11 protein-coding genes are annotated in these 13,670 nt (G+C 60.2%); 6 read left to right on the top strand and 5 right to left on the bottom strand.

Features of this window, described 5'->3' with window-relative positions:
• The first annotated feature begins 74 nt into the window (after positions 1-74).
• The 3 genes from L0U81_RS25210 (at position 75) to L0U81_RS25200 (ending at position 6,025) form a co-directional block, all read left to right on the top strand.
• Positions 75-4,253: a hypothetical protein gene (locus L0U81_RS25210; protein WP_233806902.1), complete on the top strand. Its 4,179-nt coding sequence runs from the start codon at positions 75-77 to the stop codon at positions 4,251-4,253.
• A gap of 11 nt (positions 4,254-4,264) precedes the next feature.
• A complete protein-coding gene (locus L0U81_RS25205) occupies positions 4,265-5,611 on the top strand; it encodes an NAD(P)/FAD-dependent oxidoreductase (protein WP_233806900.1) in 1,347 nt (448 codons plus the stop codon).
• Positions 5,612-5,740: 129 nt separating this feature from the next.
• The gene (locus L0U81_RS25200) at positions 5,741-6,025 is read left to right on the top strand and encodes a type II toxin-antitoxin system Phd/YefM family antitoxin (RefSeq protein WP_233806898.1); all 285 of its coding nucleotides are present in this window, start codon (positions 5,741-5,743) and stop codon (positions 6,023-6,025) included.
• A 108-nt stretch (positions 6,026-6,133) separates the two neighbouring features.
• On the opposite strand, the gene L0U81_RS25195 is transcribed toward L0U81_RS25200, so the two are convergent.
• Entirely contained in the window at positions 6,134-7,219 is a 1,086-nt protein-coding gene (locus L0U81_RS25195) for a CAP domain-containing protein (protein WP_233806897.1), read from the bottom strand.
• 139 nt (positions 7,220-7,358) lie between these two features.
• Between L0U81_RS25195 and L0U81_RS25190 the strand changes: the two genes are divergently transcribed.
• On the top strand, positions 7,359-8,597 hold the full coding sequence (locus L0U81_RS25190; protein ID WP_233806896.1) for an MFS transporter: 1,239 nt from the start codon (positions 7,359-7,361) through the stop codon (positions 8,595-8,597).
• 9 nt (positions 8,598-8,606) lie between these two features.
• Here the strand turns inward: L0U81_RS25190 and L0U81_RS25185 are convergent, their stop codons facing one another.
• The 3 genes from L0U81_RS25185 to L0U81_RS25175 form a co-directional block, all read right to left on the bottom strand.
• Complete coding sequence (locus tag L0U81_RS25185; RefSeq protein ID WP_233807949.1) at positions 8,607-8,945, bottom strand: ribbon-helix-helix domain-containing protein; 339 nt, start codon at positions 8,943-8,945, stop codon at positions 8,607-8,609.
• 53 nt (positions 8,946-8,998) lie between these two features.
• On the bottom strand, positions 8,999-9,577 hold the full coding sequence (locus L0U81_RS25180; RefSeq protein WP_233806895.1) for a DJ-1/PfpI family protein: 579 nt from the start codon (positions 9,575-9,577) through the stop codon (positions 8,999-9,001).
• 225 nt (positions 9,578-9,802) lie between these two features.
• Entirely contained in the window at positions 9,803-10,288 is a 486-nt protein-coding gene (locus L0U81_RS25175; RefSeq protein ID WP_233806894.1) for a MarR family winged helix-turn-helix transcriptional regulator, read from the bottom strand.
• Positions 10,289-10,407: 119 nt separating this feature from the next.
• Here L0U81_RS25175 and mhpT point away from each other — a divergent pair, with 119 nt between their 5' ends.
• Positions 10,408-11,637 (top strand): 3-(3-hydroxy-phenyl)propionate transporter MhpT, encoded by a 1,230-nt coding sequence (gene mhpT, locus L0U81_RS25170; RefSeq protein ID WP_233806893.1) that lies wholly within the window; start codon positions 10,408-10,410, stop codon positions 11,635-11,637.
• A 58-nt stretch (positions 11,638-11,695) separates the two neighbouring features.
• Here the strand turns inward: mhpT and L0U81_RS25165 are convergent, their stop codons facing one another.
• Positions 11,696-12,580, bottom strand: a complete 885-nt coding sequence (locus L0U81_RS25165) for an amidohydrolase family protein (RefSeq protein ID WP_233806892.1) — start codon at positions 12,578-12,580, stop codon at positions 11,696-11,698.
• A 232-nt stretch (positions 12,581-12,812) separates the two neighbouring features.
• On the opposite strand from L0U81_RS25165, the gene L0U81_RS25160 reads away from it, so the two are divergent.
• Complete coding sequence (locus L0U81_RS25160; RefSeq protein ID WP_233806891.1) at positions 12,813-13,640, top strand: p-hydroxycinnamoyl CoA hydratase/lyase; 828 nt, start codon at positions 12,813-12,815, stop codon at positions 13,638-13,640.
• The last annotated feature ends 30 nt before the right edge of the window (positions 13,641-13,670 follow it).

Below are 13,670 nucleotides of genomic sequence, written 5' to 3'. Positions count from 1 at the left end.
CTGGACGCTACCGCGCATGTGATCCGCGATACAAAAAGACCTGGACCCCGCATCAACACCTGGGCGACCCGAAGATGGCAGACAAGAGAAAACCATCGCAGATCAATAACAGAAAAATCGATAGTCTACTGATGAAATTCGGTAGGGTTGCATTCTCGTTGTTTGTATTCTTTGTTTCTCTGAATGCTTGCAATGCGATTTATGCAGTTCTGATTCAACACTTCCCGCGGAACAGCATAGATAAAATTACCAAGGACATCGCGGATGTTTTCAAGCTGCACACTCTTTTTTCGGATCTAAGCGTTGTTCTGCATCTGCAAGTCAATTCTTCGAATCTTATTATATCGACCATCATGTTCGTTCTCGCGTGGATCCGTTTCTGGCCACGCATTGCGTTCTTCGGCCTTTCCGGAAAAGACCGTGAGGTGCTGGGCGAGATCAACGAGCGCGCGAGAGAATCCTACTTCTTTCTGGATGAGGCTTTCGGTTTGGAGACGCAGCTCCCGAAGCAACTGGATTCTCCCCGGATTCGTCGCCAGCTGTGGCAAGCGGTGAGCGACCCTGTCCGGAGCCATGCGCTACGTACCAGGGCCGTGGAAATCGCCGGTTTGTTGATGAGCAGGGGCATGGCTTTCATCGGCGTGCTATCAGGCAAATTCGCCGCGTTTGCCACTCGCTGGTTTCGGTGGGATATCGGCCAGGTCGAGAAACATCGCGTCGCTTTGCGTGAGTGGCGTCCGCGGTGCCCGACCATGATGCTCGTGGATTTCTCGTCCGCTGATGATGCCAACGAGATCAAAAGCCAGATCGCCACGACCGAGGCGGAATATGCTTATCCGGTTCAGCTGTTCGGCTTCGGAGCCTGGCCTGATGTGCGCGCCGAACTGAATAGTCCCGGAGCGTTCCAGGTCAGTTACAGCGAAGAGGAGTTTGAAGCGCGTCAGTGGCTGGTCACCGAACTGAAGCACGGCGTCAGAGACTTGGTCACCCGGCAGAGGGAACATTGTGGCGTCCTTGCGCTAAGAGCCCCGATGGGCTGGGGAAAAACGGCCTTCTCGCTTGGCCTTGTCGACCAGTCCAGGCAGGGGACCAGAATCGTCAATTCGCGGGAATGGCTCGAGGCGCGTCAAGCGATATGGTCCCAGCCCGATGCTCTTCACGTCGACGGCTGGGCGTTCGCGCGACGGGAGCGCAATGAGCAGCGTAAGCTCAACCGTCTGAGCTTCGAGCTTCCTACGGTCGTGCTACAGCTTGACAAGTGCACCCGTGCGCGTCTGGGACCAGAATTGGAGCGCGCCAACGGGGAGGCCGAGGCGTCCGCATCCGCAATCATGGCGAACCTCATTCGTGACTGCTCGAATCTCTATAGGAAGAAACAGAAGGGCGATCCGGCTTTTGCACCAATCGTCTTACTGCTCGATGCCTTCGACGAACTTCATCTCGCCATCCAGGGCACCGACTCCAACGTTGAAAGTTTTCTACCAGGCGATCTGGCCACGGGTGTGGTACTAGTGCTGACGACGCGGGACTGGGTACTACGATCGGGTAACGAGATGGGTTTCGGCAAGTGGCCTTCAAAGAAGATCGATTTCTGGATTGAGGATAAGAAAGATCTAAGCGCCAAGGATCACGAATATCAGGACCATTGCAATGCTGACCTGAAAGGATTCATTGCAAGAAGGCTAAGAACCATCGACAAGGAATGCAACACGAGGCTGGAGGACAATCACGACTTATGCGAACACATTTTCGCGGCAGCGAAAGGGTACTTCATCGTCGCGGCTGGTCTGCTCTCACCCGACTCCGAGGCAAGTGAGCGGCCAGATGAACGCAAGGCCAGCTTTGAGGCGCGCATGAAGAGGTGGGACACCCAGCACAGCTATCGTGACGATCTGCCTTCCGGTCCGAGCGACTATTTCAAGCATCAGATCGAGGAGAAGATCAGGTATCTGGGGAGTACGCTGCCGAATTTGCCGGATGGAGGCCCCATCGAGGCGGAAGCTATCGCATGCCGCGTGAAAGCTCTCCTTTACCTGGCAGCATGGACAGACCAGCCTCTTCCATTCAACGCGTTTCTCGATGCGATCGAGTTGATGCACGAAGGCCTGCGAAACGGAGATGGTAAGGCTCGCGAGGCGTGGCGCAAGCTTTGGCACGAGGAGATTGAACCGAGCTGCGATCGTCCCATGCTGGACCGATATCTTCGCGGTCTGCGCGGCGTTCTGGTGACCCCTTCAATGCTGCGTCTCATCCCCCACAAAGGCCATCATTCCGGTTTCGCCCACCCTCAGATCCGCGAATCGCTAAGGGAGGAACTCTATGAAGGGCAACATGAAGACGAGCGCCGGGCGGTACGAGCGCATTGGTCCGCGCTGGCTAAACGTTATCTCGATTGCCCGGGTAGTGTGGCCACCGCAGATGAATTCGGCACGGATCTGAAAGCCTATCTGGATCGGTACGGCGTCAGTCACCTGATCGACGCGGGTGAACTGGCAGGGGCGATCAAGTTACACAACAAGCTGGCGGAGACGCTGCCCGAGGACTCGCCCGACCTCGCAGCGCAGGTGCGAGAGATAGCCACGGCCATCTCAGCCGCAGCGAACGAGGACGACAGTAGCGTGTCGGCCACCGAGGACGGCAGGCGAAAGGTGCGGCAGTGGTCCGAGCAGTTACCTCAAATCGAAGGCAAAGATCTATTCAACTTTCTGAAGCACCGGCTTTATTTGACCGGGTTGTACACGGCAGTGCTCATCACCCTGCTTAGATACAGTCATAGACCAGAAGGCTGGGGCGATCTCGCAACGTCGTTCGACGCCTGCGCCGCGAGCTCAGACCTCGTGCTGCGACACGATTGGGGGGAAGCGTTCGCCAGCGTCTGGCGCGACAGCAGCCGCCGCAAGGAAATCGAGGACGAACTCGAACGGATGCGGACCGAAAACGCCTCGCCGGAACAACCCGATCTGGTTGCTTACCTGCGTGAAATCGCGGGATATGCGCTGAAGCACCTATGGGGCGACGATACGCAGCCGGCCCAGGTGGACGCAGCGGATTCCACCCATGGTCTGGGACACTACAGAGCTGACGTGATTCGCGATTACGGTGGGGAAAAAGACGGCTATTCCTCGCCGACTGACCGCATGATCGCGACAGAATTGCTGCTTGCGCATGCGATCGCCCACGATGACGCCAACCCACTGACTGACCTGACAGATGAGCTGTTCCGTCCAAAGTGGGACTATCACCTTTGCGACGTGCTCGAACTCGGCTACGTCGTGGCCGCACGCAATGAAGAAAGTCTGCGACGATACCGGGAGTGCCCTGACGCGTTCCCTGGTCCCGAGGCGGTTCGTGAGCGGTGCTACGGTAACCACCGCAAGGTCCTGGACATGGGGTACAAGCTGCGGAACAGCGAATTCGCCAGCCGACACCCAGGCCTCGCGGAATTGTTCGAATCGGGTCCAGGCGGCGCCAGGTCGTACCAGATGCAGTTGCTGTCAGCTAATACGGACCTCGAAAGCCGGATCAAAAGCCTCGGTCACGACCTGGAGGAACTGTGCAGAAGCAAATCTCTCCCGCAAGACGGAGAGGGCTGCAACGGGCCGCTCGACGCGATCAAGGTCCTGCTGTCCCATCCGTTGTGGAACGTGACCGAGATCGTGACAACCGCGCTGACGGACATCTCTTGGGGGTGGCCGCCATCGGCGCAAGCCAGGCTGATCGATAACCTGCTCGACCCAGACAACTGGAAGGTGCGGTATGGCGCGGTGGACCTTGCATTCAACCTTGGCGAGAGGAGTGGATACGACTATGCACACTTTCTCCGCGTGGTGCTGGAGCTCCATGCACGCAATGAAGCACAGTGCCGCGTCGTGGGCCTCGTCACCGAGGAGGTATTGAGCTGGCTGAGCAATCCGTGGAGCGGGCCCGTTGCCCAGCGTTGGCTCGACAGCGACGATCACGACGCGGCTATGCTGCGCAGCGTGATCACCTCCTGGGTCAGCAAGCCAGCCGGCCTCACGCTGCCGGAAGGGTGGCAGCGTGACAGTTGGCAGCTCGAAAACATCTATCTCCTGTTCTCGATGCTCAAGGACAAAAACCCGCAGTTGATGAACAAACTGCTTCCGCGCGAGCAGGAAGACTGGAACCCGGTATTGCTCGGAGACGAGCTGTTCTACCAATTGGGGCACACGGCGTTCCTGCGCAGGATCGAATCCAACTGGACGGGGCCCGCGGTGGGCACGGGCGCGCTGTGACGGAGCGGCAGATGGGTCATTCAATCAGAGAGTTTCTCAACGATCTGCGCACGGACTTCAACACCGCGCCGACCTGCTACAAGGACAGTGCCGGCGACTTTGACACCACGCAATCTTGCCCGGCGTCCGTGGACGTTGCCGTAGTGGGTGGAGGGTTGCTCGGCCTGTCCACAGCACTCGAAATTGCTGCGGCCGGCCGCACGGTCGCGGTTCTCGAAGCGGGGACGATCGGCGGCGGGCAATCGATGCGCAGCGGTGGCCAACTGTGGCCCGGCTTTGACATCCCGCTGTCCGTACTGGTCGAGATGTTTGGTGAAACGACCGCAGCCGATGCATGGCATCGCGTGCACGACGCGCTTGATACTGTGCATCAGCGTGCCGCGACAGCCGGCGGTTGTGAGTTTCACCCCGGCCTGCTGCTCGTGAGCAAATCGGACTCGCAAGCCAGATGGATCGAAAAGGAAGCACGGCTGCTCGAGCGGCTCGGAATCGGCTGGGGCACCTATGTCGGCACCGGCGATTTGCGCGCAAAGCATATTAATTCTCCGCTCTACAACAACGCGCTCTATTTCCGCGGCGATGACATCGGACCGCAGTACGGCCACTTTAATCCACGCTCTTTCACGTCCGCCGTCGCTCGACTGGCTGGCGCCGCAGGCGCAGTACTCTGCGAGCAATGCCGGGCCACCGGCTTGAACCGCGATCCGGCCGGGGGATACTGCTTGCAAACCACCTCCGGTAGCGTTAAAGCCGCGCAAGTCGTCATCGCCACTGGAATCGGGGGGATTCGCGGCGCGGGTCTGCCGCGCGCCATTGTGCCCGTGCAGACGCTGATTCTTTGCACCCGGCTTATTAGCGCTGAACTTGCCGACGAGTTGTTACCGGGCGGCGCGTGCTTCTGCGATGCATCCGAGATAGCGATGAACTATGGACGGCTGATCGAAGCAGGCGACGGCAGCGGTCGATTCCGGCTCGCGTTCGGCGGCGCGGACGCGCTTGTCCAGTTCCAGTTGGCGCTGAATGTCCTTCGCATACGGCGGGAAATCAGCGTGGTCTTTCCCCAACTGGCGGGAATCGAGATCGAGTCGGCCTGGGGCGGACAATGTGACCTGAGCCGCAGCGGCCTGCCCATGTTGCTCACTCCTGAAGCAGGCCTGTACTATGCCGCTGGTTTCTCAGGGCAGGGAATGGTGACCACCACCTTATATGCATCGGCGATAGCACAGGCGGTGACGGGACGCTCACGCGAAGGTCTCGAGACCTTAGGTGCGCTCAACCCATCGCCCTATGCACGCAGCGCTCTGGTGGCGATGGGACAGGCGGCGTTCGCCACATTCAGGACGGCCCTGTCGGGATAGCCCGGCGCCGATGGGTCGGCCTCACGGAAGCGAGCGCATCGGTTCGGTCCTGAAGCTGTTGCAGGACTTGGCATAAAACCGAATCTGGTCGATATTCGCTCTGAATGGGGCAAAAAGGGAGGATCACTCATGCGCCTTGCTGATCACGTAAAGCCCATCAGCTACCTGAAAAGCGACGCAGCGCAGATCGTCAAGGATCTGACGGCTTCCGGCGAGCCGCTGCTCATCACACAGAATGGTGAAGCCAGGCTCGTCGTTCAGGACGTGCAAAGCTATGAGGACACACAGCAAACGCTGGCTTTCCTCAAGATTCTCGCTCTGGGTCAGAAGGACATCGAACAGGGGAAATTCAAGGATGCGGATGAGTTTCTCGCGGAACTCGACGACCTTGACCGGAAGGAACAGGCCGGCTGATGGCGCCGACGAAGTTCAAGCTCCTGATTCTCGACGAGGCGCAAGAGGATACAGAGGATCTGCGTTGGTACATCCTCAGGACATGCGTCCTTGCTGTCGGACGACTGCTCACTTTTCGGACTGCGCGACGACCGACGGCGTGTTCACGTTGTCGTCGCGCGTCGTGAACCCCCAAGTAAGGTCGAAGGGCGCGACGCTGCCCAGTTGCGTGACCTTCCCGATCGCACGCACTGTATAGTGCGTGCCAGTTCGAAGCGGTTCAAAGGGTGTACAGATGGCGGTGTTGCGCGCGACGTCCGCCGCAGTCAGCGGCGCGATCTTGCACTGCACCTTCTTGCCACGCTGGTCCCGCAACTCGAAGCTGCGCAGCTCGATGTGCGCATTCGGTCCGCCTGAGAGAGTGATGGGATAACCCAGGACTTGACCACGATATCGACCGTCGGCTCCCATGGGGTCAGGCTGCTCATTGTTCACCCATGCGGTGGGTACCAGGCGCTGACCGTCGTACGGCCAGGCGACAAGTTCTGTGTCGGCAAGGGCGCGAGCGATGTCCGCAAAATCGACGACGGTCACAGAACTGGATCCGACGATCGACGCTTCACCCGCGCGCGCCCAGTCAAACAGGATCGCGCCTCGATGATAGGGTGACGCAAAAATATCCTCGACCGGTGTCTCAACTGATCGAGGGCCGCCGAACACCGCGAGTACTTCACTCGCGCCATAAGCCGGCGTATGCAGCCGCACCCGCGTGATCACGTCCACGCCGGTGAAGCCGGGTCTACCTTCAATTTCGTCGTGGGTGCCAACCCGATTAAGGTCGAGATAGCGGGCGTGGGCAGCCGCAGCTTCGGCTAGCTTGTCGTCGACCGCAATAAGCGGCAAACCGGCCTCCTGGCGACGGGCATTCACATATTCAAGCGCCGTTGTTTCGCCAACCCGGATGGTGGCAGAGGGGCCGGGCGCATACCGCAACCGCACGATGGGGCCTTGGTAGGGCGGATCCGGGTTTTCGACTTGGACGACTTTCGTTGCGCACCCCGCAAGCGCGGTGATTGCAACGAAGCATGCGGCAATTGTTGTTCGGTGCATCAGGTTGTGCCGATAGTTCAGGTGCCAACCCGTATTTATCGGCGACACATGGCGAAAGTTGAGCTTGCTCCGCAGATCTGACGACCTGAGCAGAAGCGAGCGCATCTATTCAGTTCTGACGCGGACGGCCGCCCGCGCATTGTTCAGCCACGCTTGCCAGTCTTTTCAGGAGACGATGCTTTTTCCGAGGCGAAACCACACTTAAAATGCGAGACTTCAACCTCGCGTCGGCGTAGTCGTCCTCATGCAAATCAATACACCTTCAATACCCGCCTCCCTGGAAGGAAATTCAACGTCCGCGGGTCAATGGCTATCCGTCATTGCGGTAGCGGTCAGCGCGTTCGCGTTCGTGACGGCTGAGTTTTTGCCTGTGGGACTGTTGCCGCAGATCGCGCACGACCTTGGCGTGTCGCCCGGTGTCGCCGGTCTGACGGTCACCACGCCTGGCGTCATGGGCGCGATATTGGCGCCGACGCTCATCGTCAGCGCGGGCCGCATGGATCGCCGGTACGTTTTTCTGCTTCTCACCGCGGCACTGCTGATCGCGAACGTCGTCTGTGCAGCCGCACCGAACCTTGCCGTCATGCTGGCAGGGCGGGCATTGCTCGGCGGCGCGTTAGGCGGCTTCTGGACTCTGGCGACGGCGGCTGCCCCGCGACTCGTGCAGGCAAAGGATGCCGCAAAGGCGACCGCGACCATTCTGACCGGCGTGACCTGTGCAACCGTGATCGGTGTGCCGCTCGGGACATTTATCGCGTCGTTCGCATCGTGGCGAATGGCGTTCGCTGCCACCGCGGGGCTGGTGTCGCTTGCCTTATTGGCGCAGGCGTTTCTCGTGCCTTCGTTGCCGTCGGCGTCGGCGTTGCGGATCGCCGACTTCAGGACACTGCTTGGCCGGCCGCATACGAGGTTGAGCATGGTGATGGTCGCGCTTGTCTTTGGAGCGCACTTCTCGACCTACACGTATATTGCTCCGCTGCTCGAGCACGACTTCTCGTTGAGTGCCATCACGCTGTTGCTGTTCGGATTCGGCCTTATCGGCTTCTTCTCCAATGCGTTGACGTCGATGGTGATTTCGGACCATTTGAAGAAGTCTGTCGCCGCGATGGTTGTGCTCCTATTGGGCGCGATGTCTTCGATGTTGCTGCTGGAACGTTCGCCCATCGGCGAGACTGCAGGGATGCTGCTTTGGGGCATCGCGTTCGGAGCGCTCCCGCTTTGCTTCAGCGTATGGATTCAGCGCGGCACGACCGACCTGCCCGAAGCAGGGTCGGCCATGTTCGTCTGCATTATCCAGGTGGCGATTGCCGTGGGTTCGGCAGTGGGGGGCACGATTGTCGATCGGGCGGGTGTCCACGCTGACTTTACGCTGGGACTTGGACTCGCGCTGTTAGGCCTCGTGACACTGCAACGGCTTGCCGTGCTGGAGCGACCGTCCACGCCATCTTCTCTTGAATGCGCATGCGACCCGTCGGCTGACTGACGCAATCCCTCACACAGCCGCCTTCACGAATTTGGGTTGAAACGGGGCATTGAGCTGCACGTCGCCAGCGGCCTCGGTGCGTGCTGCGCTCGTCGACAGATAGCGCAGGCAGCACACGCGCAAAAACGATGCGAAATTCAACGGCTCTTCGCCGCGCAAGGCGAACAGTTCGTCGTGGAGCTTCACCGCGAACTGGGTCGTCGTCATGTTCTCGCGGTTGGCGATTTCCTGAAGCACATCCCAGAAGAGATTTTCGAGCCTCACCGTGGTTACGGCGCCATGAATGCGCAGAGCGCGCGTACGCGACTCATAGAGGATCGGATCAGCGTCGACATAGACATTGCACATTCGATTACCCTCCCTCTCAAGTGATGACGTCGCGGGGCGCGCCTCGCGCCCCTTCAATGCGTGATGCGCGTGCCGAGCAGGGCGAGGAACTGCGCGAGCCAGTTCACGTGCGAGGTCCACGCGGGCGCGGTCACGAAGTTCTCGTCGGTGATCGCGTCAGGCCAGTCGAGCGCCACGTACTGCGCGCCCGCGAGCTTGACTTCGGGCGCGCAGGCCGGATACGCCGAAATACGCCGGCCTTCGATCACGCCCGCCGCCACCAGCAGTTGCGCGCCGTGGCAGACGGCGGCAATCGGTTTTTTCGTTTCCGCGAAATGGCGCACGAATGCGATCACCTTGTCGTTGAGCCGCAGATATTCGGGTGCGCGACCGCCGGGCACGAGCAGCGCGTCGTAGGCCGCAGGATCCACCGACGCGAAGTCGGCGTTCAGCGTGAAGTTGTGGCCGCGCTTTTCCGTGTAGGTCTGATCGCCTTCGAAGTCGTGGATCGCGGTGCGAATCGCGTCGCCCGCGCGCTTGTCGGGCGCAACGACGTCCACCTTATGTCCGACCGCCGCAAGCGCCTGGAACGGCACCATCAGCTCGTAGTCTTCGACAAAATCACCTGCGATGATAAGAATCCGCTTGGACATGTTTCGTTTCCTCTCGAATCGGGTGGGGAACGGCAAGGCGGACGCGCTGTTGCTGCGCGCACAAGATGGCGGCCGCTGTGAAGCACTATAACGGGCGATGTGGTGGGGGAGGTAATACGCGGCTAAATGCCGACCAGGGATTTCACTGAGCTTCCACGCGCATGCGACGATGCCGCCGAAGCTGTCCGCGATCGGCGAACGCCGCCGATGCGGCGCAAGGTCCACTCAAGCGCGCAGATTGGACACGCATCGCTGCAGCACCTTGCGCAGCGTATCGACCGGGATTTCCGTCATTCCTTCCAGCATGGACGCCTCGAGCGCGTCGATCGCCGAATCGCATTCCTGCAGTACCCGACGCCCTTCGTCGGTCAGAAACAGATGAATCAGGCGACCGTGGGTAGGGTGCCCAACGCGTCCGACCCAACCGTTTGCTTCCATTGTCTTGACGACCTCGTTGGCCGATTGCGGCGTGATGAACGAGCGTTCAGCGAGTTTCGCGTTGGTCATGGCGCCGCTGGCGCTGATCACGGAGAGCGCGGTGAACTGAGGCAAGGTCAGCCCGAATTCGCCGAGAACATCGATAAAACTGCGTTTGAGCAATCGGTCCAGCTGGCCGACCACATAGGAAACACGGGCGGTTGGCGCACCTGCTTTCGTTGAACCGGCCTGTCTGGCAAGGGGCGTTCGCCGCTTCTCCGTTGTCTTGATCATTATTGGTTGCCTTAGGTGTTTCTACCGAGCACATCATATTCTACTTTCAATGTCAGGCGTCCTGAGACTAGACTCATCGTCAACCCACTGGCAGTTAAATCAAAGGTGAAGGAGACGTCATGTCGAGCATTGCTAATCGGTCGAGTGCCGCAGGTTCCAGTACTGCACTAACGTTGGCGCTGTGCCTTCTTGTCGCGGTACTGGAGGGCGTCGACCTGCAGTCCACCGGCGTTGCGGCGCCTCGAATGGCGCACGAGTTCGGCTTGTCGGTCAGCCAGTTAGGGTTGGCTTTCAGCGCCGGCATGTTCGGGCTTTTGCCGGGAGCCATGATCGGAGGAAGACTCGCCGACAGGATCGGCCGCAAGCGCGTTCTGATGATCTCGATGGCGGTATTCGGCATCTTCTCGATTGCGACCGCGCAAGTCTGGAGTTTCGAGAGTCTGCTGATCGCTCGCGTGCTGACGGGCATTGGACTCGGCGGCGCGATGCCGAACCTGATCGCGTTGTCCTCGGAGGCGGTCGATCAGCGTCACCGCAACATGGCGGTCAGCGTCATGTATTGCGGCATGCCGCTCGGCGGCGCGCTTGCCGCAATGATCGGCGTGCTGAGCCCGGGTGATACGGCGTGGCGTCATATCTTCTACGTAGGCGGCGCCGGACCGCTGATCATCATTCCTCTGCTGATGATGTTGCTGCCGGAGTCGCGTGAATTCGCGACCGGCTCGCGGGAAACGACGACAGCGGACAAGCCGCTTCTTTCGACGCGCGAAGTCCTGTTCGGCGAGGGACGCGCCGCGGCGACGATCGGCATCTGGATCAGTTTCCTGTGCACGCTGATCGTGCTTTACTTCCTGCTGAACTGGCTGCCTTCGTTGACCGTGGGGCGCGGCATGAGCCGCTCGCAGGCCGGCATCGCGCAGATTTTCTTCAACGTGGGCAGTGTGATCGGCGTGCTCGGCATCGGTGTGTTGATGGACCGGTTCAGGCAAGCCTTCAGCGCCGCGGCAATCTATGCCTGCATCGTCGGTGCATTGATCGCGCTTTCTCAAGTCGCCAGCATCGAGACGCTATCCGTTGCCGTGCTGTTTGCCGGCATGGGCGTCGTCGGTGCGCAGTCGATGCTGTATGCGCTGTCCGCCGCCAGCTATCCGACCAGCGTGCGTGGTACGGGTGTCGGCGCTGCGGTGGCGGTGGGACGCGTCGGCTCGATTGTCGGACCCGTTGCCGCCGGGCAATTGCTTTCGATGGGCAAGAGTTCTGCACTGGTCATCGGCGCGAGCGTGCCGGTGACGATCATCGCGGCGATTGCGGCACTGCTCGTCATCCACTCGAACGCCGCAAAGCGCTAAGTCGTCGTTGCTGGACCAGCGTGGCCCGGCGTTCTCGCGCCGGGCCATTTGTCATGCGTCATGCCTGGGCCCGCAGCCCCAGCAGCGTGACGGCGTTTTCTTTCAGAACGAGCGGCTTCACCTCGGGCTTGATGTCGAGCGTCTCGAAGTCTTCGAGCCAGCGGTCAGGACGGATCAGCGGGAAGTCGGACGCGAACAGCACCTTGTTGCGCAACAGCGTATTCGCATACTTGACCAGTTCGGGCGAGAAGTACTTCGGCGACCAGCCCGACAGATCGATATACACGTTCGGCTTGTGCAGCGCGATCGACAGCGCCTGCTCCTGCCACGGCCAGGACGGATGCGCGATCACGATCTTCATGTCGGGAAAGTCGACGGCGACATCGTCGAGGTAGATCGGCTCCGAATACTTGAGGCGCAAGCCACCGCCGCCGCGCATGCCCGAACCCATGCCCGAGTGACCACTGTGAAACACCGCCGGCAGGCCGTGCTCGGCAATCACTTCGTAGAGCGGGTATGCCATGCGGTCGTTGGCGAAAAAGCCCTGCATGGTGGGGTGAAACTTGAAACCACGCACGCCGTGCTCCTCGATTAGCCGCCGCGCTTCGCGCGCCCCGAACTTGCCTTTGTGCGGATCGATGCTCGCGAACGCAATCATGATGTCGGAGTTTTTCTGCGCGAACTCCGCGACCTCCTCATTCGAAATACGACGGCGCCCGATGTTCGCTTCGCAATCGACCGTAAACATCACGAACCCGATCTGGCGTTCCCGATAGTGCTCGATCGTTTCGGGAATGGTGGGGCGGCGCCCTTGTTTGAGGACGGTGCCGAAGTATTTGTCGGCTGCCTCGTCGAATTCTTTTGCAAACAGGTCGGGCGGTTGGCAGCACGACACCTCGGCGTGAACGTGGGTGTCGATGGCCTTCAGTTGATCGATGTTCAATTGCGTCTCCCAGGTGTAATTGAAGCTGACGCGGTCAGGCCGCGCGAAGATTGCGCACGCACGTCAACAGCAGGTTTTGCGGCATCTGTGAGCGGCAGCGTGCTTTCTCGTGGTCGTCGGCATAGGCGTTTAGGGGTTTCTACCAAGGTATGTATATTGTACTTTACTTATCAGGGCGCCTGATATTAAATTGAGCTCAAGCCGCGAGGGCGGCATTGATACGGAGATGCAGATGAGTTACGAAGGACGCTGGAACACGGTCAAGGTCACGGTGGAAGGCGGAATCGCCTGGGTCACGTTCAATCGTCCGGACAAGCGCAACGCGATGAGCCCGACGCTGAACAAGGAAATGATCGACGTTCTCGAGACGCTCGAACTCGATGCCGACGCCCAGGTTCTCGTGCTGACCGGTGAAGGCAGCGCGTGGACGGCCGGCATGGACCTGAAAGAATATTTCCGCGAAGTGGATGCGGGCCCGGACGTGCTGCAGGAGCGCATTCGCCGCGACGCGAGCCGCTGGCAATGGCAGTTGCTGCGCATGTACTCGAAGCCGACCATCGCGATGGTCAACGGCTGGTGCTTCGGCGGCGGCTTCTCTCCGCTCGTCGCCTGCGATCTCGCGATCGCCGCGGACGAAGCCGTGTTCGGCCTGTCCGAAATCAACTGGGGCATTCCGCCCGGCAACCTCGTGAGCAAGGCCATGGCCGATACTGTCGGTCATCGTGAAGCGCTGTACTACATCATGACGGGTGACACGTTCACGGGTCCGCAAGCCGCGAAGATGGGCCTCGTGAACAAGAGCGTGCCGCTCGCGCAACTGCGTGAGGAAACGATCGCTCTTGCGGCGAAACTGCTGAACAAGAACCCGGTCGTACTGCGCAACGCGAAGCACGGCTTCAAGCGCTCGCGCGAACTCACGTGGGAGCAGAACGAAGACTACCTGTACGCGAAACTCGACCAGGCGAACCATCGCGATCGGGAAGGCGGTCGCGAAGAGGGCTTGAAGCAGTTCCTCGACGACAAGAGCATCAAGCCGGGCCTCCAGGCCTACAAGCGCTAAGCGGCGCGCTTCAGCGGGACGGACCGAGGA

Source organism: Paraburkholderia sp. HP33-1, assembly GCF_021390595.1.
Taxonomy (GTDB): Bacteria; Pseudomonadota; Gammaproteobacteria; order Burkholderiales; family Burkholderiaceae; genus Paraburkholderia.
The sequence above is the reverse complement of the archived record's forward strand: the minus strand, read 5'-3'. Positions and strand labels throughout refer to the sequence as shown.

Bases quoted from the DNA above. Each gene is read 5' to 3' on its own strand.
- mhpT (WP_233806893.1), top strand. From the start codon at position 10,408: ATGTCGAGCATTGCTAATCGGTCGAGTGCCGCAGGTTCCAGTACTGCA.
- L0U81_RS25185 (WP_233807949.1), bottom strand. From the start codon at position 8,945: ATGTGCAATGTCTATGTCGACGCTGATCCGATCCTCTATGAGTCGCGT.
- L0U81_RS25190 (WP_233806896.1), top strand. From the start codon at position 7,359: ATGCAAATCAATACACCTTCAATACCCGCCTCCCTGGAAGGAAATTCA.
- L0U81_RS25160 (WP_233806891.1), top strand. From the start codon at position 12,813: ATGAGTTACGAAGGACGCTGGAACACGGTCAAGGTCACGGTGGAAGGC.
- L0U81_RS25200 (WP_233806898.1), top strand. From the start codon at position 5,741: ATGCGCCTTGCTGATCACGTAAAGCCCATCAGCTACCTGAAAAGCGAC.
- L0U81_RS25195 (WP_233806897.1), bottom strand. From the start codon at position 7,219: ATGCGCTCGCTTCTGCTCAGGTCGTCAGATCTGCGGAGCAAGCTCAAC.
- L0U81_RS25180 (WP_233806895.1), bottom strand. From the start codon at position 9,577: ATGTCCAAGCGGATTCTTATCATCGCAGGTGATTTTGTCGAAGACTAC.
- L0U81_RS25205 (WP_233806900.1), top strand. From the start codon at position 4,265: ATGGGTCATTCAATCAGAGAGTTTCTCAACGATCTGCGCACGGACTTC.
- L0U81_RS25210 (WP_233806902.1), top strand. From the start codon at position 75: ATGGCAGACAAGAGAAAACCATCGCAGATCAATAACAGAAAAATCGAT.
- L0U81_RS25175 (WP_233806894.1), bottom strand. From the start codon at position 10,288: ATGATCAAGACAACGGAGAAGCGGCGAACGCCCCTTGCCAGACAGGCC.